Source organism: Fluviicoccus sp., from assembly GCF_030646115.1.
Taxonomy (GTDB): Bacteria; Pseudomonadota; Gammaproteobacteria; order Pseudomonadales; family Moraxellaceae; genus Fluviicoccus.
Map to the genome: position 1 here is coordinate 199,751 of NZ_JAUSMX010000008.1, position 25,793 is coordinate 225,543.

Consider the following 25,793-nt stretch of genomic DNA (forward strand, 5'->3'; position numbering starts at 1 on the left):
AGCCGGGATTTACCATATACAAGTGTATAATTCAAAAAGAGTTTTACCATCTGCGCCATTTGCTGAAGCTTGTCCTGAATTCCCAATAAGCTTGTCGGGAATTATCAATCGTTTAAAAATCACCCTGCTATATTGTCCGACAATCCGGTCGGTTGGTGGCTGGATTCTTTGAGAGGCATTTTCCTCTGTCCAGTTTTGGGTGACATCACAATGAACAAACTGTTGCTTGCCGCCGGCATCGCGCTGGCTTCCGCCTCCGGGCTGGCAAACGCGGGGTTATCGAATGGCCTGCCGTATTCCGTGAGTGTGGATGCCAAGGGCTACCTGATTGACGGTCAGTACAAGCTGCTGCGCGGCGGCACCGTGCAATGGTTCCGCATTCCGCAAAGTGAATGGCGTGACCGCCTGCAGCGCTTCAAGGCCGCCGGGTTCAACACCGTTGACCTGTATGTGGCCTGGAACTCCGTGGAGCCGCGCAACAACCAGTTCAACTTCCAGAACCTGCGCAGCTTCGTGCAGCTGTGCAAGGACATGGGGCTGTATGTCTACCTGCGTCCCGGCCCGTACATCACCAATGAAATGGACGGCGGCGGCATACCCGGCTGGCTGTCGGCCATGTCCACCAAGAAGGACATCGCCGCGGACGGCAAGCCCAACCTGCGCACGCATGACCCGGACTACCTGAACTATGCGGGCCGTTACCTGCGCCGCCTGAACACCGAAGTCCGCGATTTCTTTGCCGATCGCGGCGGCCCCATCATCCTTTATTCGCTGGAAAACGAGTACAACTGGTTCCAGCCTTTTCATGAAGCCGACAAGCTGTTTGGGTATGAAGGCGGTCCCGAGCGCGGGCTGTGGCAGACCTATAACCCGACGGCCTATTTCAGCGCGCTGCGCGACATAGTCCGCAACGACGGCATCACCGTGCCGCTGACCACTTGCCCCGGTGACGGCAAGGCCTCGGCCACCGGCGATGTTTCCGGCATCATTCCCATGCCCAACATCTATAACGGCCTGGGCGGCGACCTGCCCGAAAAAACCGCTGTCGATTTGCTGACCGACATGCACAACCCCGCCAATCATGGCGGCGCGTATGTGAATATGCCCAGCGGCACCACGGAAACGGACCGTGACCCGGTGAAGATCAAGCGTTTACTGCTGGGTGGCCTCGACGGGGCATTTGCCTTCAACGCGGTGGGGATGATGACGCCTGGCTACCGCAACGCCATCGTGCTCAACACCCGCAGCGTCGACAACGCCTTCGACTTCAGCACCATCAACAACATCATGAACGGCTTCGTCTCGCCGCAGATTTCCTACTTTCACGGCGTGGTGGACTACTACGGCCCGATTTCGCCGTCCGGCATCCTGCGTCCGTCGTTCCACGGTTTCCGCCGCGACAACCTGTTCTTCGACAGCGTGGAGCCGTATTTCGCCCCGGCCGGTATTGCCTCGAAAACGGGATACAGCATTGCCAACACCAACCTCGGTTCGGTGGAAAGCAACGCCAAGGTCAATTACTGGCTGCAAGGCGCGCAGGGTGTGCGTTTCCTGAACGTGGTCAACCCGTCGGGCAGCGCCCAGACGGTGGGCTTGAACGGCATCAGCCTGAATGGGCAGACCCTGCCGAAATATGTGCCGATGACCGTTCCGGTGAACCCGGACGCGCCACCCAGCCAGTTCGGCACCGCCTCCAACGAATACGCGATGATCCTGGTGCAAGACCTGCCCATCCCCAATGCCGGCAAGCTGGCGTGGACCACCAGCGAACTGCTGACCCTGCGTGACTACAACGGCGACGCGCTGCTGATTGTGCACGGCGCCGCCAACGGCCAGGGCGAGCTGGTGCTGGACGGCCTGGGCGCCGGGGCGCAAATCCTGGCGCGTGACAGCGGAGTCAATATTGCCGAGTTCAGCAATGGCAAGCTGGCCGTCACCTACACCCACAGCCCGCATCTGGAGCTGGTGGTGCAGTCCGCCACTGGCCGCAAGGTGCGGGTGCTGGTGACCACCTCCGAGGAAGCCGGGCGCTTCTGGTTCCCGAAAGCCAACGGCCAGCAGCTGGTCGTCGCCGGTCTGGATTATCTGGATGAAAGCGCCACCGTCACCAATTACCGCTTCTCTACCGGCGCAGAATATGACAGTAAGACCCGTCCGTTATTCGTGATGTCGCCGCGTCAGGTGATGGTGAACGGCCTGGCGGTGTTGTCGGCCTGGGATGCGGCCACGCAAAGCACCACCTACACCAAGCCGACGTCCATTCCCGCGTTGACGCCGCTGCCCAGCCTGATGACCGGCAAGGCCGCCAGCGACATGAGCGAAGCCAACCCGTCTTATGACACCACCGCCTGGACGAAGTGGACCGGTCAGCCGCAGTCGCTGGAAAGCAAGGGCATCTACACCGGTCACGCCTGGTATCGCGCCGAGATCAACTTTGACCATGCCCCGTACTGGTATGAAGACGCCTCGCTGTATGTGGAACATGCCTCGGACATCGTCGGCATCTATGTCAACGGCACCTACCTCAGCACACAACTGCCGCTGGGCACCGAGCTGGATTCCGATTCGTGGAACGCCAACTACCAGTTCCCGTCGCTGAAGCCTTACCTGAAGGCGGGCAAGAACGTGATTGCCTTCCGTACTGAAATCTGGGGCCATGGCAGCTTCATGTGGCCGCGCGGCACCCTGGCCGCCACCAACATGAAGATGCCGGCCTTGGGTTTTGACAGCCAGAAAGGCTTGCTGGGCACAGCGCGCATTGGCGGCAACAACCTGACCAATTGGTCGGTGCGGGCTGATCTGGGCGGCGAACGCACGGGCCTGATGAACACCTCTTACAATGACAGCGGCTGGGCGAACTACAGCCTGCCGATGACGCTGGCCAAGGGTGAAGTGCGCTGGTACCGCACCAAGTTCGACGCCTCGCAACTGCCGAGCCTGCTGAACCAGTATGCGCCGCTGTCGGTGCGCTTCAATGGCGAGCGGGTGAAGGCGACGATCTGGCTGAATGGCCAGCTGGTGGGTCGCTGGATGAGCGGTGACGGCTGGATTGGTCGCGGCTTCTGGGGCCGGGCGCTGCGCGACATGTGGATGAACACCGATCCGGATTACTACCCGATCAGTCGCAGCGGTCTGAACCCGGCCGGGACGCCGAATACGCTGGCAGTGGCTTTTGAGGATGTGTCCGGGGGCGGTGATGCGGCGGGCAAGGTGACGGAAGTGGCGTTGGCTTACAGTCCGGAAATCCGGGGTGAGCTGAACGGGGCGACGGTGTTGTTGCCGCAGGCTCGGGGGAGGACGCAGGTGGTGCTGGATTTCCTGGAGTAATGTTTCAGGGAAGGTGAAGGGAGGGGCGGCCGGGAGGTCGCCCCTTTTTTCGTTTATGCTGGAGTGAGCTCCATACACGCTAGCCCTTACTGGCATAGAATGGCAAATGGAAGCGAGATAGATAATCGGAGGAGAAAAATCATGAAAGAATTGATAGAGCAAACCTTTAAGTCCCCCTTTATCTGGTGGTCAGTTTTGTTGGTGGCAATTTCACTTCCCTTGACGGTTAGTCATGGCATCATCCTTCTGGGAGGATATTTTGCCGATTATATGGATCTGAATGCTTACCGGCTTATAGTCTTAATCGTATGCTGGGCGGGACTATTATTTGCAGTCTGGCTTCTCTGCCTCCCGCAGCGTTTCCCCAGACTTCGCATCGCCGCAATGATTGTTCTATCTATCTTTCTGGTCATGATATCGTTTGCTCCGATTACCTCATTGTGCGAGCCCGAGTATGTTGAACTGACCCGTCTGGGGGAGTTGACCCCCGCTCAACTGGCAGACAGACCGGTCGGCGAAACAGAAGATTCATGTGGCTGATTTTCCTAACCAAATCGGATGACAATGCAGGATGATGAACATCCCAAAGGCTCGTGTTCCGGAACCCTCATCACTATGGCGACCAAAGAAGACATACTCGAACAGCTTGTTGAAGAATACCTGCTGCATCAGGGCTATTTTGTCCGTCATAACCTGAAGTTCCTGCCCCGGCGCGACCATCCGGATTTTGTGTCGGCCCAGGATTCAAACCATAGCGATATTGATGTCATCGGCTATCACCCGTTGCGTTCCGGCGCAGACCGGGTTCTGGTCGTCAGTTGCAAAAGCTGGCAGAGCGGTTTCGATCCGGCGGCTGAAATCAGGCATATCGAGCAGCAGAAAGTGGTTCGCGGTCGTGAGGCGTGGCGCAGTTTTCGGGAATTGGTCATCCCCAAATGGTCTGAGGCATTCTTGTCTACCGTGGAGTCCGCAACAGGACAACGGGAGTTCACTTATGTGCTGGCCGTCACCAAGGTTAACGGCGACAGGCAACTTTGGGAAACGAAGGCGTCTTTTCGGGAAGCCATTGGCGGAAACCCGATCAAGGTTCTTGATCTGCGGCAGATGCTGGACACCATTGCCCCGGCATTGAGTACCACACTTGCCGGAACGGAGGTCGGTCGTATGCTGCAATTATTCAAGGCGGCCGGCTTCAGACTGGGGGCTGACAACTAAATACACCCACCGTAGGGGCGCACTGCCGAACACCCCACTCATTCCCATATATCCTGTTTGGCCGAAAGGCCGCGTGCCATGTGCTGCCAAAGCCATTCGAACATCGCCTCGAATAGGGTACGATCCCCTCAGCCCCCACAGGAGTTCCCCCATGAAAGCCGTCGTCTGCAAGGACAAGATCCTCACCGTCGTAGACCGCCCCGACCCCGTTCCCGCCAAAGGCCAACTGCTGGTCCGGGTCATCCGCTGCGGCATCTGCGGCAGCGACCTGCACGTCCGCCAGCACTGCGACCACTGGGGAAAATTGATGGTGCGCAGCGGCTACACCGCCTTGCAAAGCTCCTCGCAGGAAGTCGTCTTCGGCCACGAATTCAGCGCCGAAGTCCTCGACAGCGGCCCACGCACCCGCACCTCGCTCAAACCCGGCACGCCCATTGTGGCGGTGCCGATGCTGCGGCGCGGCAAGGAAATCGACCTGGTCGGCCTGTCCACCTACACCCCGGGCGCATACGCCGAACGGACGCTGGTGGAAGCCTCGCTGGCGATGGCCATTCCCAACGGCTTGTCTCCCGAGACTGCAGCGCTCACCGAACCGCTGGCGGTGGGCTGGCACGCGGTGTTGCGCGGCGAAGTGAAGGCCAGTGATGTGGCGATTGTGATCGGCTGCGGCCCGGTCGGGCTGGCGATCATCTGCCTGCTCAAGGCCAAGGGCGTGCGCAAGATCGTTGCCAGTGACTTCTCACCCGCCCGGCGCGCCATGGCCCAGCGTTGCGGTGCAACGAAAGTGATCGATCCGGCTCAAGGTTCGCCATTTGAAAGCCATCCCAAGTCCGGCTTCATCCACGAAGCGCAGGACCTGTTCGAGCTGGCCGTCGGCACCAAGGAAAAGCTGGACATGCTGCCGGTGCCTTGGTGGCCGCTGTGGGCGGCAGGGGAGCGGATTGTGGGGCGCAAGCATCCGGTGGTGTTTGAATGCGTGGGTGCGCCAGGCGTGTTGCAGTCAATCTTCAGCGGCGTGCCGATGTTTACGCGCATCGTGGTGGTCGGGGTGTGCATGCAGCCGGACCAGATTGAACCGGCCGTCGGCATCAACAAGGAACTGGATATCCGTTTTGCGGTGGGCTATACGCCGCTGGAATTCCGGCAGGCGCTGCACATGCTGGCGGAGGGGGAGGTGGATGCAGCGCCGCTGATTACCGGTACTGTCGGGCTGGGCGGGGTGGATGAAGCCTTCACGGCGCTGGCCGGGGCGGGGCATCATGCCAAGATTCTGATTGATCCGGCGTCGGCGGTGAGTAAGCTTGAGGCGGGGCGTTAATCGCACCCTCAATGGCTGGTGCAATTCTGGAAAGAATGATGAAAATCTTGAAGTTTGGGTATCAGCGTTGGCTCGAAGAAGGAAACAGGCTTTACTGTCCAGGGGATATGTTGACGCTACTGATATCCCTCTGCTTTTCGGCGACGTTTACCGTGACGACGATGATTGTCAGGCATGAATATTCAGCGTTGGCTCCAGCAGGAGCAATTGCCTTCCTGATTGCGGCTTGGCTGTGTTGGGAGTTATACCGTAATGGTTTGAAGGGGAAGCCCAGAGTGGTGATAACGGAGGATCTTGTCTGGGTCGACAAGCGCCTCTATCAGGGGCCGGGTGGTGGCCATTTGGAAGTGAAGCTATTACCGGGGGATCAGGTGCATGTGGTCGGGCCTGAAAAAGCAAGATTCATCCGGTTGGAGCATCCTACAGGCAAACGGGAGATACGGTTGTACGGGCTCTATCAGCAACGAGCCATGGCATTTATCCTGGGATTGTTGCGTCAGCGCTTCTCGGTAATTGAACATGAACCGCCGGGCTTCATGTCAGAGGTACGTGGGGATTATTAGTCCACGTAGGGCGCAATGGAATTGCGCCGGATTTCTCCATCCGGAGGAAATCAGGGTCAGTTCACAATAAAACGCCTTAAGAAAGATAAGAGAGAAGGGGCAGCCTCCAGGCCGCCTTTTTCTCACTTCTCCTGCTGAGCGCGCACCAATCGCACCGCATAGTGATCGTTCTTTTTGTCAAAGTAGCCGTTACCGTAGCTGAAATACATGTTCCAGGCATGGGTGCTGCGATTCTTGGCTGAGGACGATGACCAGAACCCCGCGTTTGGCGTATTGGGGAACATGGTCACGTTGATTGCCGGATTGTTGCAACCGCGCTCCACCAGCGTGCGAAGCGCGTGGGAGTCCGGCAGTGTCCAGCCACCGGTAGCAACCTTGGCGGCTTCCATGGCCTGCTGCCAGGTGTAATGGGATGCCGTGCCGGAACAAGTGCTGCCGTCCCAGACTTGACCCAGGCTGCAACGCTGCCAGACCAGTTTGGTTTTGTGGTCCAGCACTTCAGAACCCTCGTTCAGCAGTTCATAACGGGAGTCCGGCGTGGTGAGCTTGACGTTCTTGGGACAGACTTGGGCCTGCGCGGTTCCGTTCAGAAGCAGAGCGGCCAGTACCAGGGCAGGGGCAGTGTAACGGATCATTTTTATCTCCCGGAGGCGTTTGGAAAAGGGTATTTCCTTACAATACGTGTGGCAGCTTAAGTGAGTATTAAAAACTCACGCCGACAAACAAATACCGGGTGAAGGGTGCAAGCGACGTCGGGGAGACGGCAGTGCCGGCCGGATTTGCCGCCGATGCCGGAATAAGGGATTATCCCCGGAAGCAACCCGCTGAAGCCGCCAAGGAGACATGCGTGCCAACCCCCCGCTTTCTGGCCCGCCGCTATCTGGCAGGGCTTGTGCAAGCCAGACTGGAGGCGGAGTCCTTTCCGCGTCTGCAAATGACCTTGTTGGTGGTGCTGACCGGTGGGGCTGGGCTGCTGGCATCCTTTGTGCTGCTGCGTCTGGGTGTGGACAGCATGGCCGTGCGATACCCCTTGGCCGTGACCGTTGCCTATGGTGTTTTCCTGCTGCTGTTGTGGCTATGGTTGCGGACCAAGGCCGAAGACTACAGCGAAGTGGAGCTGCCAGAACCCTCCGGCGACGGCCTTGGCGGGGCCAAAGGGGCGTTTGACGCTCCGGGTGATGCGGCAGAGTCGTCGGCCATTGGTGATGCGGCTTCTGCCTTGTCGGGGGCCGACGAACTGACGATGCCTCTCTTTATTGTCACCGCCCTTGCCGCCATGGCGGTGGCGTCGTTCTATGTGGTGTACATTGCTCCGACGCTGTTCGCCGAGCTGTTGGTAGACGGGGCTTTGTCCTATGTCCTGTACCGGCGACTGCGGCAAGCCGAAAGACAGCACTGGCTTTCTACCGCCGTCAAGCATACCGCCTGGCCGTTTGCGGTGGCGGCGATCCTGCTGGCGCTGATCGGTTTAGCCCTGTCATCCGCAGCGCCGGGCGCGCATACGCTGGGGGAGGTCCTGCATCCGCAGGCGTCGGCAGACCGCTAGCGGGTGAGGGCTTGCAAGCCCACTTCATGCCTTGTTGCTGGCCACTTCGACACGCGCCATCCACGCCCTGACCCCGGCATGGCGTTGCAGCAGATCCTGCCCTTCCAGCGCCCCGGCGATGCAGAACAGCTGCGCATATACCGCCAGATCGGCCAGCGTCAGGCGGTCACCCACCAGCCATTCCCGTCCGTCCAGCCATTGTTCCAGCATTTGCAGGTGGCGGTCCAGGTCGTGCAGCAGCGTCGCCAGCGGCTTGCGGCCGGTGCCCTGGGCCTCGGTGGTCTTGCGCATGGTGATGGGCACCGCCACCTTGGCGATGTTCTGGATGATCAGGTTGTCGTGGGCGGTCACTTCCGCCACCCAGCGCTTGGCGTTGTGCGGCAGGGTGAAGCGCAGGTGCATTTCGTGGAAATACAACGACTCGTCGGCCCAGTCTTCCAGGAAGTGCACCAGCGCCTGTTCCTTGGCATTGGCGGGAATCAGCCGGGGTTCGGGATAGCGCGTTTCCAGCCAGTGGATGATGTCGGTGGAGTCGGACAGTGTTTCGCCGTCGATCACCAGCACCGGCAGCTTGGCGGCCGGGGACAGTTTTTTCAGGCGTCCGCGCAGGGTGTCCAGCACGTTGACCTCTTCGGTGCGGTAAGCAATGCCTTTCAGGTTGAGGGCGCGGCGCACCTTGTCACAGAAGGGGGAGAGTTCGTATTGGTAAAGAATGGCCGTCATGGCAGGCTCCGGTAATGGGGGGTCAGAGAGTAATGTTAATGACAGGGTCGCCTGCGCTGAGGCGGCCCACGATTCTGGCAGAGGCATAGCCCTGCATCTGCATCACGGCCAGCACCGCAGTGACCGCTTCCGGAGCACAGGCCACCAGCAGGCCGCCGCTGGTTTGCGGGTCCAGCATCAGCCGCACCTGCCAGTCAGGCACCTCCGCCGCGACGTTGACGGATTCGCCGAAGCTGGTCCAGTTGCGCTCAATGGCGCCCGGGCCGTAACCGGCTTTGGCAAAGGGCAGGGCGTGTTCCAGCACCGGCAGGCTGTCGGCCTGCAAGGTGGCGGTCAGCCCCGCGCCGCGACACATTTCCAGCGTGTGTCCCAGCAGGCCGAAGCCGGTGACATCGGTGATGGCGTGGATGCCGGGCATGGTCGCCAGCGTGGCTCCTACCGAATTCAGTTGTGTGGTGGTGGCGATCATCTCGGCATAACCGTCGTCGGACAATTCGCCTTTCTTCAGCGCCGCCGACAGGATGCCCACACCCAGCGCCTTGCCCAGGATCAGCACATCACCGGCCTGGGCGTCGCGGTTGCGCTTGACCTTGTCCGGATGCACCAGGCCCAGCGCCACCAGCCCGTAGATGGGTTCCGGCGAGTCGATGGAGTGCCCGCCGGCAATGGGAATGCCCGCCGCCTGGCAGACCGCCGCGCCGCCCGCGAGGATCTGCTGCATGGTGGCCACCGGCAGCTTGTTGATGGGCATGCCGACAATGGCCAGCGCCAGGATGGGTGTGCCGCCCATGGCGTAGACGTCGGAAATGGCGTTGGTGGCGGCGATGCGGCCGAAGTCGAAGGCATCGTCGACGATGGGCATGAAGAAGTCGGTGGTGGCGACCAGCGCCTGCTGGTCGTTGAGGCGGTAGACAGCGGCATCGTCGCTGGTCTCGACACCCACCAGCAGGTTGGGGAACAGGCCGTTGACCCCGGAGGTCGCCAGCAGTTCCGACAACAGTTTGGGCGCAATTTTGCAGCCGCAGCCGCCGCCATGCGAGAATCGGGTTAACTTGATTGTTTCCTGAGCCTGAGAATCCACGTGAGTCCTCCCGGAATGCCGTTTGCCGCGACGCTAGCACAGCGCCTTGAATTTGACGAGGTCATCGACGTGCGTTCACCCGCCGAATATGCCGATGACCACCTTCCCGGCGCCATCAACTGTCCGGTGCTGGATGATGCGGAACGGGCGCGCGTCGGCACCATTTACAAGCAGGTGTCACCCTTTGAGGCGCGCAAGGTCGGCGGGGCGCTGGTGTCGCGCAATATCGCCCGGCATCTGGAGGAGCGGTTTCACGACCGGCCGAAGTCGTGGAGGCCGCTGGTCTATTGCTGGCGCGGCGGCCAGCGCAGCGGGGCCATGACGCTGGTGTTGCAGCAGGTGGGTTGGGCGGCACGGCGATTGGAGGGCGGCTACAAGGCCTACCGGCGCGAAGTGGTCCGGCTGCTGGAAACCCCGCCGGACCTTCGCCTGCGCCTGCTGTGCGGCCCCACCGGCAGCGGCAAGACGGCGTTGTTGCACGCCATTGCGGCGCAGGGCGGCCAGGTGCTGGATCTGGAGGGCTTGGCGCGGCACAAGGGCTCGGCGCTGGGCGTGCTGCCGGGGGAGGCGCAGCCGTCGCAAAAGGCGTTTGAAAGCGCGCTGGCGGCGAAACTGGCCTCATTCGATGCCGCCCGGCCGGTGTACGCCGAGTCGGAAAGCAAGACGGTGGGCAGCCTGCGGCTGCCGCCGGTATTGTTTCAGGCGATGGGAGCGGCGGAACGGCTGTGGCTGGACGCGCCCTTCGAGGCGCGGGTGGATTTCCTGCTGCGGGATTACGATTACTTCCTGCAGGCTCCCGAGTGGCTGGGCCAGCGGCTGGACCGGCTGGTGGAATTGCACGGCAAGGAAACGGTGGCGCGCTGGCGGGCGCTGGCGGCGGCGGGCGAGTGGCGCGAACTGGTGGCGGGCCTGTTGCGCGAGCATTACGACCCGGCCTACCACAAGGCGTCGCGCCGGGAATTTGCCCGGTTGCAGGACGCCCCCCGGCTGGAACTTGCCGCCATTGTCCCGGCCTGTCTGGAGGAGCGAGCGGCGCAATTGCTGTCCTGAGTCACGGCCCCGGCTGAATCCGCCCCATCCACGCCTGAAACCGTCCCTCCGGATCGTACTTGTCCCGAATCCGGTCCAGCTTCGCCAGTTTCTCATCGCGCATGAACCGCGCCGGACGCCTGCCCAGATTCTCGTCCGCCAGCTGGATGCCCTCCGAATGCGCCGCCATCCCGCCCATGCACCCGGTCGCCCAGTTTTCATATTTGGCATCGTCCGCCGCCCGTTTCCATTCCCCGTACACCGCAAAATAGCGGTTCGCCTCCATCGAGAACGCCATGTCCGGTCGTTCGGCGGGCGGTTGCCAGTTCAGCCACAGCGCATGGCTGGGCGCGGGCGGCAGCGTGTCGGCGACATGGCGCAGGCCCGGCAGCAGGTCTTCAATCGGGGCGTTGGTCCACATGTTGTCGGCGCACCAGCGCATGCGGTCGGGGAAATGGGTGAGCGATGCTCCGTAGGACATCAGCACCGTCGACATTGGCAGCAGCGGCAGGGTGAAACTGGCCTTGGGCCGCAAGCGGCTGTCGCGGATGAACGACACCGCCTCCCGCGCTTCCTCCCAGCTGTCGGCCAGCACCGGCGCTATCACCTCGATGCCCGGCGAGAAAATCCCCAGCGCCTTCGGCGTCAGCAGCATCTGGAATTCCACCGAACGCGGCACGTTCGGCCCCACCTCGTCGGCCCAGCGGAACACCTCCTCCAGATGCGTCATGCGGAAAACCTGGAACATCAGCGCCGTGACCTTGGGATGCGGATAGAGCCGCAAGTGGTAAGCCACCACCACCCCGAAAAAGCCCGGCCCCGCGCCCCGCGCCGCCCAATACAGGTCGGCGTGTTGTTGCGCGTTCGCATGCACCAGCGAGCCGTCGGCCAGCACCACGTCAATGCCGGTCACGCTTTCACAGGCCAGCCCCAACTGGCGGCCGTTCCAGCCGAAACCGCCCTGCAGCAGGAAGCCGCCCAGACAGACATCCGGGGCATGCGCCACCGGGAAGAACAGGCCGCGCTTCTTCAGCGCGATGTCCAGATCCACGCTCCAGCAGCCGGGGCCGACGCGCGCGGTCATTGCTGCTTCGTCAATCTCAATCTGGTGCAGGCGCGACAGATCGATCAGCAGCCCGCCCTCGCGCAGGTGGTTCTGCGCCCAGCTGTGGCCGCCGGACACCAGGCTGATCTTCAGGTTTTCCCGCTGCGCACGCTGCACGGCGGCGATGACATCGTCAGCATGGTTGGCCTGTAGATAGACCTTCGGCCGCACGCCGGGGTCGCGGCCGCTGAAGCTGGTGGCCAGCACGGCGGCGTCGAAGCCGGGGGTGGCGCGTTCCCAGACGGTGCCCTGATCACGTTTACGTTTCATGGTGGTTCTCCTCAGCGTCCGGGGCCGAATTCGGCGTAAAGGGCGGGCAGGCGCGCGGCGAGATGGTTCATCTCCTCGGCGCAATGGATCAGCAGGGCCTCGGCGTCGGCCTTGCCGGGAGCGGCGAGCCAGCCCAGCGCCCGCGCCGCCAGTTGACCGGGTTTGCCCGGCAGCCAGGGCAGCGACAGGTTGTGTCCGGCAATCCAGAAGCGGGAGCGCATTTCGCAACCGGCCGGCACCGGCCTCAATTGGTGAATCATCCAGCTGGCATCCACCGGCAGGCCGGTGAGTCCGGCGCGTGCGCAGATCGCCACCTCGCCCTGCGCCGCAAGCCGGGCTTCGTCCAGACCGGCTTCCGACGGTGGAATGAAGCGGATCGAGAAGCGGCGGCGTTTCGTGCCGATGTACTCCACCACGTTCGAGGTGCGGCCGAGGTAGCGGTCTTCATCGGGGAGGCCGTCGGCCCAGCTGACATGGACATGCGCCTGCGGGTGCCACAGTTGGTAGCGTTGCGGGTCGTTGCCATGCCAGCCGAACCACCAGTCCCACATGGCGGGGGTGACGCCGGGCATGGTGGTCAGTACATACACATGCGCAGAGCCATCCGCGCCCAGGCTGTAGCCGGTTTCGGCGCGACCGTAGCCCGGCTCCAGCAGGGAGGGGGCGCTGTCGCAGCCGGGCAGCCGGTCATGCGGCAGCGGTCCGGCGGCCAGGGCTTCGCGGACGTGGGCGGGCAAGGGGGCCATGACCGGGTCGTGGAAGCGGGCATAGCGGTTGGGGGTGGAGTTGTCCGAGGGGTAGTTGGTCGGGGTGGAGAGGGCGGTCATGGTGGTGTCTCGCTTAATTAGATCAGTTGGTATAATTAAATTATATCAGGCGGTCTAATTTGTCACGGGGGAGGGGTGACCGTTTGTCGGAAAGGGAGGGAAGTTGTCGGGAGGGTCGGGGTGGGGTAGGCTGGGAGGGTTGGGGCGTGGGGATTTCGGGAATGCTGGAAGGGCGATCCTCTGTCAGGGAAATTCAGATACGCAGTCGTTTATCACGAGCAAAGTTGAAAGTTTATGCTTAAGCCAACATGCGAACATTGCAGGGATGTCTTTCAATACTTTCGGATATCCAGCCCGCGAGAACTAGAAACATCTATTCGAGTTGTTGCAGCCAATATAGCCGACGGAACGATTCGAGAAAGTGGCTATTGGCCGAAGGGTGTACTTAACTGTTGTGACAGCGGATCTTTTGGTGCGCTTGCAAGCGGCGGTGTTTGGGGTGATTTTGTTGACTATTACTTTGAGTGCACTAAGTGCAATCAGCTCTTCCACCTAACTGCTGAAACTTATCACGGTAGCGGCGGGTATTGGCGACCAGAAGATAGGAATTAACGGTAAGAAAATTATTTTTTGTAGGGGCGCACTGCGTGCGCCCTCTCAACCGAACATGCCGCCGTCAACCCTGACAACCGTCGTGTCCTGCAACCAAGGGCGCAGGCACTGCGCCCCCTGCGCATCATCGACTGGCGATCCCGTGAATCTGACGGCCAAGCCCCCTCAAACCAACGCCCTCATCACCCTGAACAAAACCTCCCCCTGCTCCCGCAAATACCCCTCCGACTGCACCTCCACCCCGAACGCCTCCCGGATCACCTGCGTTTCCAGAAACGGGAAATTCATCATCCCCAGCATCAGCGGAATCACATGCGCCGCCGTGGGAACCGCCTGCGGCTGCGCGCTCACCGCCCGGAAGCCCTCGATAGCCAGCTCCGCCAACCGGTAGGCGGGCAGCAGATAGGTCTGCAGCAACCACTGCCAGCGTTCGCCACCGTCACCGCTTTCCTGAATCACAATCCGCGTCAGTTCCGGGTAACGCGCCCCATAGCGCACCAACTGGTGCGCCAGCATCCGCAAGGTTTCCGGACCGGCCCCGGCGCCGAGCGTGACGCGGAAGGCGGCCAGCTCGCGCTGCAAGGCCTCGAAGCCTTCGCTGATGGCGGCTTCCCACAGGGCGTCCTTCGATTCGAAGTGATAATGGATCAGCGGCTTGGCCACCCCGGCGGCGGCGGCAATGTCGGCGATGCTGACTCCGGCAAAACCGGCGCGGGCGAATTCACGCAGGGCGGCGCTGCGGATCAGGGCGATGGCAGCGCCTTCCTCGTGGGAGGGGCGGCCGCGACGGCGTTTGGGCGAGGGGGTATCGGGTGAAGTCATGGTGAGAACGAACAATGGGTGCGGGTGCGCAGGCCCCATTGTCCGCCCGGACGGCAGTCCGCTGTCAAGCCTTACATCTGGCTCTGGCAATAGTTCTGGATGCCCACCTTGCCGATCAGTTCAACCTGCGTTTCGATCCAGTCGATGTGTTCTTCCTCGCTGGCCAGGATGGCGGCGAACAGGTCGCGGGAAATGTAGTCGCCGACCTTCTCGGCATGGGCGATGCCATCCTTGAGGTCGGGAACGGCCTTCAGCTCCAGCTTCAGGTCGCATTGCAGGATTTCTTCCACATTCTCGCCGATCAGCAGCTTGTCCATGTGTTGCAGGTTGGGCAGGCCTTCCAGGAACAGGATGCGGTCAATCAGCTTGTCGGCGTGCTTCATTTCGTCGATGGATTCGTGGTACTCGTGTTCACCAATCTTGGTCAGCCCCCAGCTTTTCAGCATGCGCGCATGCAGGAAATACTGGTTGATGGCGGTAAGTTCGTTGCTGAGCGCCTTGTTGAGGAGGGCAATAACCTGACTGTCGCCTTTCATGGCGGTATCTCCGGAGTGGTCGGGGTAAGTGTTTGGCTAATCATAGACGTTCATGCCGGGCTGGCAACCCGGTCATGGTGGAGGGAGTGTTGCGAAGGGGGAGGGTGTCAGGCGACGCGGGCGATATCCGCGCCCAGTTCGGCCAGAGTGTCACTAATGACTTCGCGGGCGACGGGTACGCAGCGGCCGCAGGTCTTGCCGACGTTCAGGCACTGGCTGACTTCACGTAATGAACAGCATCCGTCTTCCACAGCATGCTTGATCTGTTTGTCGGTGACGGCGTGGCAGAGGCAGACATACATGGCGTAATTACCCGCTAATAGTAATGCGAATAATTATCAATAATAACTCGGCGGTCGTCAAGCCTTCAAGAAAAGCGCAGCACCTCCCGCCAGCGCCACCACCACAGCTATCAGCCATACCGCCCATTTCGGCATCCCCAGCGCCGGGTCGCCCAGATCACCGGTTTCCAGATCGTGGAAGCCGGGGTTGATGATCACCTTCTTTTCCTTCACCTTTGGCGGCTTCGCCACCTTGGCGGACAAGTCCAGATGCACGGTCTGTCCGGCCATCTTCTTGCGCGCATCCTTGGCAATGTCCGCCTCGCGGGAATAGCGCGTGGCGTCCCACAGCACCAGATAGGCGGGTTCCAGCTGTGCCAGCAGCGACGCCACCACCAACTGCGGCCCCTTGCCGATCATCTCGTCAGTCGCGCCCAGCAGCAGCAGGAAATGCTTCACCGGCCGAGAGCTGCTGTCGCAACGTTCCGGGTCGAAGAAGGCCAGCGCCAGCGCCGGGCTGCCTTCATGGAACACGGCGGCGGCCTTGACGATGCCGCTCCGGCCAATCTCCAGGCCGGGAAAGGCCGACTCCAGGATGTCCAGCCAGGAGGCCTTGCTGTTGGAGGGGGAGAGCAAAATCTGGTAACCGGCGTCACAGCCGCAGGTCATCCAGACCAGTTGGCGATCAACGTCTATCGGGAACTCAGGGCGAGGCATTCTGGTGTACTCGTGACAGGGGGGTGTAATAGAAACGGCGGTTTTCCTGCTTGCCCAGCGCCAGCTTCAGCAGCGCGTCGGCGGCTTTCAGGCTGTTGCCCTGATGGCGCTGGCTGTCCAGTTCCTTTTGCAGTTCCTCGGCGCGGCCGCTCATCCACGTTTCCACGCGGGCAAACATCAGGTCGGCCAGTTCGCGGGTGGGGCGGTCGGGCCATTTGGCCAGCCATTGCCGCGCCACGCCGAACAGGGCTTGCAAGGCACCGCGATCGGCACTGCCGGCAAAAATGCGTTTCAGCAGACCGGAACGTTCAAAGTGCTGCAGCTCTTTTTCCAGCAGCGAGCGCATCGCCAGCGGTGCAATCAGGTCCAGGCCGATGGTCTTGTTGATGTCCAGGATTTTCTGGCCGGTGCCCAGCACCGAGGAGAACAGCAGGTAATTCATGCCGAAGGACGGCCGCCCGGCTTCTTCCAGGCGCTGGCGCAGGGTGTCCAGCTGGTCATGGGCGTAACGGTTGACGAAGTCGGAGAAGTCGGACGCGCTCAGGTTGTTGTCAAAGAGGTCGGCCTTGCTCAGCGCCATCACCCACACCACATCGCGCAGCTGGTGGCCCTTCTTGCGGCGACGACGGCTGTCGGCTTCGCGCAGCAGGTTGGAAATCTCGTTGGTCATGTGCGCCAGATGGGCGCGCAGGTATTTCTCACCGTTGCGGCGCAGTTCAGCACCGTCAATCACCAGGAAGCAGACCTGGCTGTGCACCATGTTGCGCAACGATTCGTCCCGCAGCTTGCGCTCCTTGGCGTCCATGGGTTCGCGCTCCCACCACTCGCCGGGATAGTCCAGCCACTGGATTTCCAGCGGCACGCCGTCGCAGTCCTGCACATGCATGTGGAAACGGAAAGCCTTGGCCTGCTTGATGGTGGCTTCGGGAAACTGGCCGCCCACCAGCCCCTGGAACAGGGCGTTGAGGCGCTTGGAGTCGGAAGGATCGGGCGCGCTCAGGTAATACTGGTGTTCCTTTTGCCAGCGGCTGCTGGCCATGTGCCCCAGATAACTGGCCATGAGCGTGGTTTTGCCGCTGCCCCGGCCGCCCAGAAAGGCCACTTTCAGGGTTTGCTGGGGTTTGTTGTTTTTGGCCATGTGCGAAAAACCCGGAGGTGAAAGAGCGTTTGCCTTGCAGTACGGGCATTCAGGCCGGTCCGCAAGCCGGTTAATGTGCCGTTTTTGGCGGCGGGTGACAAGGGGCGCAGGGGACATCCACCTTCGTCTACTTGGATTATTCATCTTCCTCCGTTAAGGTCAGGTTGATAATCCCCGTTGCAGGATGCCCGCCATGACCTTTTCCAGCCCTGAAGTTGATCCAACCGCCCCTATCGTGACGCGTGCGGAAGCCTTCCGCTTCTGGTTGAAGCTGGGCTTCATCAGTTTTGGCGGCCCGGCCGGACAGATCGCCATCATGCACACCGAACTGGTGGAGCGCCGCCGCTGGATCAGTGAAAAGCGCTTCCTGCATGCCCTCAACTACTGCATGGTGCTGCCGGGGCCGGAGGCGCAGCAGTTGGCCACCTATATCGGCTGGTTGATGCACCGCACCTGGGGCGGGGTGGTGGCGGGCGTGCTGTTCGTGCTGCCGTCGTTGTTCATTCTCATCGCCTTGTCGTGGGTGTATATCGCCTTCGGGCACCTGCCGTTGGTGGAGGGCCTGTTCTACGGCATCAAGCCCGCTGTGACGGCCATTGTGTTGCAGGCGGCGCACCGCATCGGCTCGCGGGCGCTGAAGAACGGGGTGCTGTGGGCGATTGCCGGGGCGGCGTTCGTGGCCATTTTCGCCTTGCACCTGCCGTTTCCGCTGATTGTGGCCGGGGCGGCGTTGACGGGCTATGTCGGCGGCAAGCTGGCCCCGGACAAGTTCCGGGCAGGCGGCGGCCATGGCGCGGCGGACAAGCATTTCGGTCCGGCGGTGATTGATGACCACACCCCCGCACCGGAGCATGCCCGTTTCAGCCGGGCCAGAGTGGCGTGGCTGATGCTGGCGGGGCTGGTGTTGTGGGAAACGCCGATGCTGGTGCTGTGGTCGATTTACGGTTGGGAAGGCACCCTGACGCAGATGGGCTGGTTCTTTACCAAGGCGGCGCTACTGACCTTCGGCGGGGCCTATGCGGTGTTGCCGTATGTGTATCAGGGGGCGGTGGGGCATTACGGCTGGCTGACGCCAACGCAGATGATTGACGGGCTGGCGCTGGGGGAAACCACGCCGGGTCCGTTGATCATGGTTGTGGCGTTTGTGGGCTTTGTCGGCGGTTATGTGACGCAGGTGTTCGGGCCGGAGCAGCAGTTCCTGGCCGGGGCCGTGGCGGCGACGCTGGTGACCTGGTTCACCTTCCTGCCGTCGTTCCTGTTCATCCTGATTGGCGGGCCGCTGGTGGAAGCGACGCACAACGACCTGAAATTTACAGCGCCGCTGACGGCGATTACGGCGGCGGTGGTGGGGGTTATCCTCAACCTGGCGCTGTTTTTTGGCTATCACGTGCTGTGGCCGAAGGGGTTTGGCGGGGCGTTTGAAGTCGCGTCGGCCGTGATTGCAGTGGCGGCGGCGCTGGCGTTGTTCCGGTTCAAGCGGGGGGTGATGGAAGTGATCGCGGTGAGTGCGGTGACGGGGTTGGGGGTGAAGCTGCTGGCAGGCTTGTAAAGCCTCTCACTGTCATGCATGCTTTTTCCGGTGAGGGCGGGGCGAAGCATCCCGCCACACGACTGTCGCCAAATCCAAGGAGAGTTTCATGAGCGATAACATAAATCCGTACAACCCGCCAAAATCGGTGGTGCGGCCGGGGGCCGAGCAGGTCAATACCTCCGGCATGGGCAAGGACTACCCGATTCCGGAAGGTGTCAGTGGCTGGTCCTGGGGCGCTTTTTGCTGGAACTGGATATGGGGTTTGGGCAACAAGACTTACATCGCCCTGTTGGCGATGTTTCCGTATATCGGTTTTCTTGTGGCGCTCTGGATGGGCTTCAAGGGCCGTGAAATGGCCTGGCAAAACAAGCGCTGGGACAGTGTGGAGCATTTCAACCAGAGTCAGCGCAAGTGGTCGATGTGGGCGGCGATTCTGTTCGGTGGCGGGCTGTTGTTCGGTATTCTGGCAGCGGTCCTGGTGCCGCTCTTTTCAAAACATTGATCAAAGCCGTAGTGTAGGTCGGGCTTCAGCCCGACAATATCCTCTGAACGGGGGAGTGTTGTCGGGCTGAAGCCCGACCTACAACGGGAGCTTACGGAGCCAGCCGCTCCACCTTCCACCCCTCACTCTCACGAACATACACCAGCCGGTCATGCAAGCGGCTGGGCCGTCCCTGCCAGAACTCCACTTTCTCGGGAATCACCCGGTAGCCGCCCCAATGCGCCGGACGCGGCGGGGTGTCGCCAAACTGCTCCTGCACCGCCTTCAGCGTCTCTTCCAGCACTTCGCGACCGGCAATCACCCGGCTTTGCGGTGAGGCATGCGCGCCCCAACGGCTGCCCAGCGGCCGTTGCAGGAAATAGGCATCCGACTCTTCCGCCGACACCTTCTCAACACGGCCTTCAATCCGCACCTGCCGTTGCAACTCCAGCCACATGAACAGCATGCAGGCCTGCGGGTTTTCCGCCAGTTCCAGGCCCTTGCGGGATTCGTAGTTGGTGAAGAAGACAAAACCCTGATCGTCGTATTCCTTTAGCAGCAGGGTGCGGGCGCATGGCCGTCCCTGTGCATCGGCGGTGGACAGGATCATAGCGTTCGGTTCGGGAATTTCGGCCAGGCGCGCTTCTTCAAACCAGCGATGGAACTGGTCGAGGGGGCCGGGCTGCATATCCTGTTCGTCCAGACGCTCTTTCATGTAGTCCTGACGAAGGTGGGCGATGTTGCTTTTCATGAAGGGAAGTCCTTGGAGGGTATCCGGTCATTCTAGCGCTGCAGGCTGGCGGCTCCAATGGTACGGCGGAATTTGTTTCTTTCCGTTTGTACGGGTTCCGGCTACGCTAAGGTCATAAGAAAAATGAACGGATTGCGGAAACATGCATGGCCTGTGCAGGTTGAGGTTCTGGGTGACATTCTGTCTGCTGGCGCTGCTGCACGGCGTGGCGGTGGCGGTGCCTGCCCATGAGGTGTCCGATCCGCGTCTGCGATTGGGTCACGGCCTGCTGGTTTTCGAGGACAAATCGGCGCAACTGGATTGGCAACACCTGCCGTCAGCGGGGCAATGGCAGACCATTGACCGAGAAATTCCCCATTTCGGTTATTCCAACAGCGCGTTCTGGGTGCAGGCGTCGTTGCGAAACGGAAGCGCGGCCCCGGTGGAGCGGATGCTGGAAATAGCCTATCCCTTGCTGGATGACATCACCGTGCTGCTGGTGGACGCCGGCGGGCAGGCGGTGCGTCAGTACCATAGCGGTGACGGAGGCTCCTTCAGTCAGCGCCCGGTGCAGCACCGGCTGTTCCTGTTTCCCTTAAGCCTGCAACCCGGTCAGGACTACCGCCTGCTGGTGCGGGTGGAAAGCACCAGTGGTCTGCAGATTCCGCTGACACTGTGGGAGCCGAACGCCTTCCTGAACCATGACACCAGCCGCCAGGCGGCGCTGGGATTCTTCTATGGCGCGTTGCTGGTGATGGTCTGCTACAACCTGTTCATCTGGCTGTCCATCCGCGAAAAAAGTTACTTTTATTACGTCATTTTCGTGATCTGCTTCTGCACTCTGCTGGCAACGCTGGATGGTTTCACCTACCAGTACCTGTGGCCGGACGCGGTGTGGTGGAACGGCCGTTCGGTAGTAGTGGTGCTTTGTCTGGCGTTGGGTTTCAGCATGGTGTTCAGCAAGCATTTCCTGCACACCCGGCGCTATAACCCGCTGATGAACCGTCTGCTGTCGGGCTATGCGGTGGTGATGGGGCTGATGGCGTTGGGCGGGCTTGTTTTCCCTTATCGCATCATGATCGTGATCACGCTGGTGCTGTCGATGGGGGTGTCGCTGACGGTTATTTCCACCGGCATCCTCAACTGGCGGGCGGGTAACCGGGCGGCGCGCTATTTCGTGCTGGCTTGGGCCTGCCTGGCGTTCATGGTGGTGCTCTATGATCTCAGCCAGCTCGGTTTCATCCCCAAAACCAACCTCACGAATATCGGTATCCAGATTGGCGAGTTGTGTGAAGTGCTGCTGCTGTCCTTTGCGCTGGCCGACCGCATCAACATTGCCCGGCAGGACCGCATGGACGCGCAGGACAAGGCGCTGAGCGAAGAGCGGCGGGCCAACGCCGAGCGCGAGGAACACTTGCGCACCAAGCTGAAGGCGCGCGAGGAGGAAATCCGGGCGCGGCAGGCGGTGTATCAGGCGCAGTCGGAAAGCCGGGCCAAAAGCCTGTTTCTGGCCACCATGAGCCACGAAATCCGCACGCCCATGAATGGGGTGCTGGGCATGACCGAGTTGTTGCAGAATACCGAGCTGACGCCGCAGCAGCAGCAGTTTGTGCAGGTCATCAGCGGTTCAGGCAAAGCCCTGCTGAACATCATCAATGACATCCTTGATTATTCCAAGATCGAGGCGGGCAAGATGGACATCGAGCAGATCGACATGGATCTCGACAACCTGGTGCTGGAATGCGCCTCGGTGTTCTCGCTGACGGCGGAGCAGAAGCGACTGGAATTCCTGGCGTTCATTGACCCTGATGTGCCGGTATTCATCAATTCCGACCCCACCCGTATCCGCCAGATTTTGCTGAACTTGCTGGGCAATGCTTTCAAATTCACCCAGAAGGGGCAGGTCAGCCTGCGAGTACACTTGTTGCCGGAAAGCCGGGGTGCACAGCCTGTACTGCGCTTTGAGGTGGCCGATACCGGTGTCGGCATGGATACAGAACATCAGCTGCGGCTGTTTCACCCTTTTGAACAAGGTGACAGCTCCATGACCCGGCGCTTTGGCGGCACCGGCCTGGGGCTCAGCATCTGTCATCATCTGGTGGGCTTGCTGGGCGGCAGCATCGGCGTCAACAGCCAGGCCGGGCAGGGCTCAAAGTTCTGGTTTACGCTGCCGGTAGTGGCCGCCAGCCCCGGTTTCGTGAATGACCATCTGGTGCCGCTGACGGCGCTGCACCAACTGCGCATCCTGTTTGTGGATGACTCGCCCGACTTCGCCAACATGATGATGGAACAGGCCACCGCCTGGGGCATGCAGCCGGATTTCGCCCACAGCGGTGAAGACGCACTGATGAAAATGCAGGCAGCGGCCGGGCGGGGTGAACCTTATGACATCGTAACCCTCGACATGCGCATGCCCGGCATGAGCGGCATGGAGCTTGCGCTGTGGATGACCACCGATCCGATGCTGATGGCCACCCGGCGTATCCTGCTGACGGCAATGCGGGTCTATCCTTCCAGGGAAGAGCTGGCGCGGGCAGGGCTGAGTCTGGTGATCCAGAAACCGACCTCGGCTTCGGTGCTGCGCGATGCCCTGCTGAAGCTGCTGGGACGGCAGGAGGAGTTCCGCTCCGAGACCGACCGGCGCAGCGATCCCGGACGTTTCCGCGAGTGGCTGACCGGCAAGCATGTGCTGGTGGCGGAGGACAATGCCGTCAACCAGATGGTGATTGTAGGCATGTTGCGCAAGCTGGGGCTCACCAGTGATGTCGCCAACAACGGCCGCGAAGCGCTGGGGCTGTACCGGTCCAGACCGGCCAGTTACGACCTGATCCTGATGGACTGCGAAATGCCGGAGATGGACGGTTATCAGACGACCGAGGAAATCCGGCGGCTGGAGCAGGAGGCGGCCATCCCGGCGTCGCTGATCGTGGCACTGACAGCGCATGCCTTGCGCGAGCAGCAGCAGCAATGCCTGCAATCCGGCATGGATGATTTCCTCACCAAACCGCTGGAGCTGGAACGGCTGAAGCAGTTATTGTTGCGGCTGTTCTGGAAGGAGCCGGTTGCGCCCCCTTCCGATATCTAGTTCACCGGAGGGTTTTTCCATGCGTCTGCTTCATACCATGCTGCGGGTCGGCGACCTGTCGCGTTCCCTGGCTTTCTACACGCAAGTACTGGGCATGCGCCTGCTGCGCCAACAGGATTATCCGGAAGGCCGTTTCACACTGGCCTTTGTCGGTTATGGCGAAGAACATGACAGTACCGTGCTGGAGCTGACCCATAACTGGGATACATCCAGCTACGACCTGGGGGCGGGTTATGGCCATATCGCCATTGGCGTGGATGATGTCTATGCGGCCTGCGAGAAGATCCGGTCGGCGGGCGGCAGGATTGTGCGCGAGCCGGGGCCGATGAAACACGGTTCCACCATCCTGGCCTTTGTGGAAGATCCGGACGGCTACCGCATCGAGTTGCTGGGCCTGAAGTGAGTTTCAGGCCAAGTCCACTTTCAATAGCGCTTCAATGGCCTGCAGCCGCCGGTTGACGCCCAGCTTGGCGTAGATGTTGCGGGTGTGGGTCTTGATGGTGCTGAGCGAGACGTAGAGCCGTTCCGCAATTTCCGGGCTGGTGGCGCCCCGGATCAGGTGGCGTGCCACCTGCTTCTCCTTGCGGCTGAGCAGGAAGGGGAAGGGTTCTACCGGACTGTTGCGGCGGGCGGGGGCGACAATCATTCCGGCTAGCTCCGGCCGACTTTCCCGATGCAGGGCTTCTTCCCGCAATTGCCGTATTTCGGCCATTGCCTGACGTTGCCCGCTGTTTTCCAGCCATGGAAGCAAGCGGTCCAGCAGCGCCAGCGTCTTCCTTGTTTCCCCTCGCGTTAGCCATACCTTGGCCAATGCCCGGTACTCCGCCTCCCGCTCCGTCTTCAAGTCACCCTGTAGCTGCACATCGATATCCTCCAGCCAGTCATCCACCCGGTCCACCCGGCCCTGACTCAGCCATAAGCGCACCAGACAGGCGGACAACGGCGGAATTTCCACTACGAAGCGTCCCGAGTAGCGAGCCAGCATGCTGTCCTGGCCCGGAGTCAGGCCGCCGTCCGCCTGACCGCCCAGCACCTTCACCTGCGCCAGCAGCACCTGCCCCCAGGCATGCACATATTGCATGCAAGCGGCGGCGGTCATTTCCACACCCTTGGCCAGCAACCGCCCGGCTTCGGGCAGGTCACCGGCTTCCAGCGCCAGTTCGCCCAATCCCAGATACAACATGCCCACGGCGGGCAGTTCGTGCCAGCCCTGCGCCTCACAATCCGCCAGCGTCTGAGTGTAGACCCGCCGCGCCAGATGCGCATGACCCTCACGAAAATGGGTGCGGCCCAGTCCCAGCGCCGCCAGCACCGGCATCATCAGGTTGCCCCGGGCCTCGGGCAGGCCGGTGCAGCGGGCAAACAACGGCCGCGCCAGCGCCAGATTACCCCGGACGTAATGGCAGAAAGCCTGGCAGACCATGGCGGCGCTGTGCAGCACCCGCCCCGGTTGCAGCGCATCCAGTGCTTCCTGCACCGAACGGGCGGCGCCTTCCAGATCTCCCGCCAGACAGCACTGGCAACTGCGGATCAGCGCCAGTTGCCCCCACAGCGTGCGTTCGCGGCTGCCGACGGGGCTGTTTTTGAAGGGTAACAGGCAAGCAGTGGCGGCGCGGACATGGCGTTCGGTTTCCGGCAGGTTGTCCATAGCCAGGCTACCCCAGGCGCAGGTCATCGACAGCCGTGGGTGGCTGGCCAGCAACTCCGGCGGTAAGCGCCAGGCCCAGCCCAGCGCGGTGACAAAGCGGCCCAGCGCGAAGAGTTCGCCGCTGTGTTCCTCCATCAGTGCGGCGGCGGTTTCGAAGGCCCCGGCGGCAATGGCGTGGTGGATGGCTTCGTGAAAATGCCCTTCGGCGGCATACCATTGCGCGGCGCGGCGATGCAGTTCCGGTTCCAGCGCCGGGTGTTCCCGATGCAGGCGACTCTGCAGCAGTGAGGCAAACAGATGGTGATAACGGTACCACTGGCGACGATGATCCAGACTGACCAGAAACAGGTTGCTGCGCTCCATCCCGTCCAGTCGGCTGCGGCAATCGGCATGCCCGGTCACGGCTGCACACAGCCCATCGGTAAAGCGTTCCAGGATGGAGGTTTGCAGCAGGAACTCCTGGATCTCCGGTGGACGGCTGCGCAGCACTTCTTCCATCAGGAAATCGGTAATGTGGCGGTCGTCCCCGGCAAACTGGCGGATGAAACCGGCCTTGTCCGGGTTGTTGTGCAGCGACAGCGCGGCCAGTTGCAGCCCCACGATCCAGCCTTCGGTGCGGCTTTCCAGCATGGCCAGCTGCGGTTGCGGCAAGTTCAGTTGCATGATGCCGTTACAGAAGTTTGCGGCTTCTTCCGGGGTAAAGCGCAAGTCGTCGAGGCGGATCTCGTGCAACTGCCGTTGTCCGCGCAGGCGGGCCAGTGAAAACGGCGGCTCGCTGCGGCTTGACAGCATCAGGTGCAGTTGTGGTGGACGATGCTCCAGCAGCGCCGCCAGCGCATCGTGGATGGTGGCCTCCCGGATCATGTGCAGGTCATCCAGCACCAGACATAGCTGTTCCGACAACAGGCATAAGGGGTTGATCAGCGTCCGCATCAGCCCTGCCACTGACGGCGGCTGGGTGTGGCTCAGCGCCTCGACGGTGGTCTGCCCGAAACCGGGAAAGCCTCTCTGGATGGCGGTGATGAAATGCAGCATGAAGCGCAGCGGGTCGTTGTCGCCGTCATCCAGTGATAGCCAGGCGGTCTTGACGTGGTGGTGTCGGGTCCAGTCGGCCAGCAGCGTGGTCTTGCCGTAGCCGGCGGGTGCGCAGACCAGGGTTACGCGCGGCAGTTCTGCTGGTAACTGCAGTCGGGGCCGGTCCAGCATCAGCGCCGGACTGTCGGGGATAGCGGTTTGGGTGGAAAGGATGTCTTCCATAGCCATCACTG

Annotated in this window: 23 protein-coding genes; 11 read left to right on the forward strand and 12 right to left on the reverse strand. The window is 61.6% G+C overall.

Annotation, left to right across the window (positions count from 1 at the left end):
* The first annotated feature begins 210 nt into the window (after positions 1–210).
* From Q7T36_RS05135 to Q7T36_RS05155, 5 genes are all read left to right on the forward strand, one after another.
* Positions 211–3,327 carry a beta-galactosidase gene (locus Q7T36_RS05135; RefSeq protein WP_304844727.1) on the forward strand — a complete coding sequence of 1,039 codons (3,117 nt, stop codon included), beginning with the start codon at positions 211–213 and terminating at the stop codon, positions 3,325–3,327.
* A gap of 141 nt (positions 3,328–3,468) precedes the next feature.
* Positions 3,469–3,867 carry a hypothetical protein gene (locus Q7T36_RS05140; protein ID WP_304844729.1) on the forward strand — a complete coding sequence of 133 codons (399 nt, stop codon included), beginning with the start codon at positions 3,469–3,471 and terminating at the stop codon, positions 3,865–3,867.
* 75 nt (positions 3,868–3,942) lie between these two features.
* Complete coding sequence (locus Q7T36_RS05145; RefSeq protein WP_304844731.1) at positions 3,943–4,542, forward strand: hypothetical protein; 600 nt, start codon at positions 3,943–3,945, stop codon at positions 4,540–4,542.
* 151 nt (positions 4,543–4,693) lie between these two features.
* Positions 4,694–5,860, forward strand: coding sequence for a zinc-binding dehydrogenase (locus tag Q7T36_RS05150; protein ID WP_304844733.1), 1,167 nt, complete (start codon positions 4,694–4,696; stop codon positions 5,858–5,860).
* A gap of 35 nt (positions 5,861–5,895) precedes the next feature.
* Positions 5,896–6,423, forward strand: coding sequence for a hypothetical protein (locus Q7T36_RS05155; protein ID WP_304844735.1), 528 nt, complete (start codon positions 5,896–5,898; stop codon positions 6,421–6,423).
* A 122-nt stretch (positions 6,424–6,545) separates the two neighbouring features.
* Here the strand turns inward: Q7T36_RS05155 and Q7T36_RS05160 are convergent, their stop codons facing one another.
* Complete coding sequence (locus tag Q7T36_RS05160; protein WP_304844737.1) at positions 6,546–7,058, reverse strand: DUF1566 domain-containing protein; 513 nt, start codon at positions 7,056–7,058, stop codon at positions 6,546–6,548.
* A 212-nt stretch (positions 7,059–7,270) separates the two neighbouring features.
* Here Q7T36_RS05160 and Q7T36_RS05165 point away from each other — a divergent pair, with 212 nt between their 5' ends.
* Positions 7,271–7,969, forward strand: coding sequence for a hypothetical protein (locus tag Q7T36_RS05165; RefSeq protein ID WP_304844739.1), 699 nt, complete (start codon positions 7,271–7,273; stop codon positions 7,967–7,969).
* 24 nt (positions 7,970–7,993) lie between these two features.
* Here the strand turns inward: Q7T36_RS05165 and Q7T36_RS05170 are convergent, their stop codons facing one another.
* Together Q7T36_RS05170 and selD are read right to left on the reverse strand one after the other, a co-directional pair.
* Positions 7,994–8,692, reverse strand: coding sequence for a glutathione S-transferase family protein (locus Q7T36_RS05170; RefSeq protein WP_304844741.1), 699 nt, complete (start codon positions 8,690–8,692; stop codon positions 7,994–7,996).
* Positions 8,693–8,714: 22 nt separating this feature from the next.
* Positions 8,715–9,773, reverse strand: a complete 1,059-nt coding sequence (selD, locus tag Q7T36_RS05175; RefSeq protein ID WP_304844743.1) for a selenide, water dikinase SelD — start codon at positions 9,771–9,773, stop codon at positions 8,715–8,717.
* Between selD and mnmH the strand changes: the two genes are divergently transcribed.
* A complete protein-coding gene (gene mnmH / locus Q7T36_RS05180; RefSeq protein ID WP_304844745.1) occupies positions 9,774–10,823 on the forward strand; it encodes a tRNA 2-selenouridine(34) synthase MnmH in 1,050 nt (349 codons plus the stop codon).
* 1 nt (position 10,824) lies between these two features.
* On the opposite strand, the gene Q7T36_RS05185 is transcribed toward mnmH, so the two are convergent.
* The 7 genes from Q7T36_RS05185 to Q7T36_RS05215 form a co-directional block, all read right to left on the reverse strand.
* Entirely contained in the window at positions 10,825–12,177 is a 1,353-nt protein-coding gene (locus Q7T36_RS05185; RefSeq protein WP_304844747.1) for an FAD-binding oxidoreductase, read from the reverse strand.
* Between the two features lie 11 nt (positions 12,178–12,188).
* Positions 12,189–13,004: a DAPG hydrolase family protein gene (locus Q7T36_RS05190; protein ID WP_304844749.1), complete on the reverse strand. Its 816-nt coding sequence runs from the start codon at positions 13,002–13,004 to the stop codon at positions 12,189–12,191.
* A gap of 717 nt (positions 13,005–13,721) precedes the next feature.
* The gene (locus Q7T36_RS05195) at positions 13,722–14,378 is read right to left on the reverse strand and encodes a TetR/AcrR family transcriptional regulator (protein WP_304844751.1); all 657 of its coding nucleotides are present in this window, start codon (positions 14,376–14,378) and stop codon (positions 13,722–13,724) included.
* Positions 14,379–14,449: 71 nt separating this feature from the next.
* Positions 14,450–14,914 (reverse strand): bacterioferritin, encoded by a 465-nt coding sequence (bfr, locus tag Q7T36_RS05200; RefSeq protein WP_304844753.1) that lies wholly within the window; start codon positions 14,912–14,914, stop codon positions 14,450–14,452.
* 107 nt (positions 14,915–15,021) lie between these two features.
* Positions 15,022–15,216: a bacterioferritin-associated ferredoxin gene (locus tag Q7T36_RS05205; RefSeq protein ID WP_304844755.1), complete on the reverse strand. Its 195-nt coding sequence runs from the start codon at positions 15,214–15,216 to the stop codon at positions 15,022–15,024.
* 57 nt (positions 15,217–15,273) lie between these two features.
* A complete protein-coding gene (locus tag Q7T36_RS05210; RefSeq protein WP_304844757.1) occupies positions 15,274–15,912 on the reverse strand; it encodes a hypothetical protein in 639 nt (212 codons plus the stop codon).
* A complete protein-coding gene (locus Q7T36_RS05215; RefSeq protein WP_304844759.1) occupies positions 15,899–17,050 on the reverse strand; it encodes a hypothetical protein in 1,152 nt (383 codons plus the stop codon). Before Q7T36_RS05215 ends, Q7T36_RS05210 begins: the two co-directional genes overlap by 14 nt.
* 193 nt (positions 17,051–17,243) lie before the next feature.
* On the opposite strand from Q7T36_RS05215, the gene chrA reads away from it, so the two are divergent.
* Both chrA and Q7T36_RS05225 read left to right on the forward strand, forming a co-directional pair.
* On the forward strand, positions 17,244–18,599 hold the full coding sequence (gene chrA, locus Q7T36_RS05220; RefSeq protein ID WP_304844761.1) for a chromate efflux transporter: 1,356 nt from the start codon (positions 17,244–17,246) through the stop codon (positions 18,597–18,599).
* 88 nt (positions 18,600–18,687) lie between these two features.
* Positions 18,688–19,083 carry a hypothetical protein gene (locus Q7T36_RS05225; protein ID WP_304844764.1) on the forward strand — a complete coding sequence of 132 codons (396 nt, stop codon included), beginning with the start codon at positions 18,688–18,690 and terminating at the stop codon, positions 19,081–19,083.
* A 91-nt stretch (positions 19,084–19,174) separates the two neighbouring features.
* On the opposite strand, the gene pdxH is transcribed toward Q7T36_RS05225, so the two are convergent.
* A complete protein-coding gene (gene pdxH / locus Q7T36_RS05230) occupies positions 19,175–19,813 on the reverse strand; it encodes a pyridoxamine 5'-phosphate oxidase (RefSeq protein WP_304844766.1) in 639 nt (212 codons plus the stop codon).
* A 142-nt stretch (positions 19,814–19,955) separates the two neighbouring features.
* Here pdxH and Q7T36_RS05235 point away from each other — a divergent pair, with 142 nt between their 5' ends.
* Entirely contained in the window at positions 19,956–22,877 is a 2,922-nt protein-coding gene (locus tag Q7T36_RS05235; protein ID WP_304844768.1) for a hybrid sensor histidine kinase/response regulator, read from the forward strand.
* A gap of 19 nt (positions 22,878–22,896) precedes the next feature.
* Positions 22,897–23,280, forward strand: coding sequence for a lactoylglutathione lyase (gloA, locus tag Q7T36_RS05240; RefSeq protein WP_304844771.1), 384 nt, complete (start codon positions 22,897–22,899; stop codon positions 23,278–23,280).
* 3 nt (positions 23,281–23,283) lie between these two features.
* Here gloA and Q7T36_RS05245 read toward each other — a convergent pair whose 3' ends face one another.
* Positions 23,284–25,782, reverse strand: coding sequence for a LuxR C-terminal-related transcriptional regulator (locus Q7T36_RS05245; protein WP_304844773.1), 2,499 nt, complete (start codon positions 25,780–25,782; stop codon positions 23,284–23,286).
* Positions 25,783–25,793: the final 11 nt, after the last annotated feature.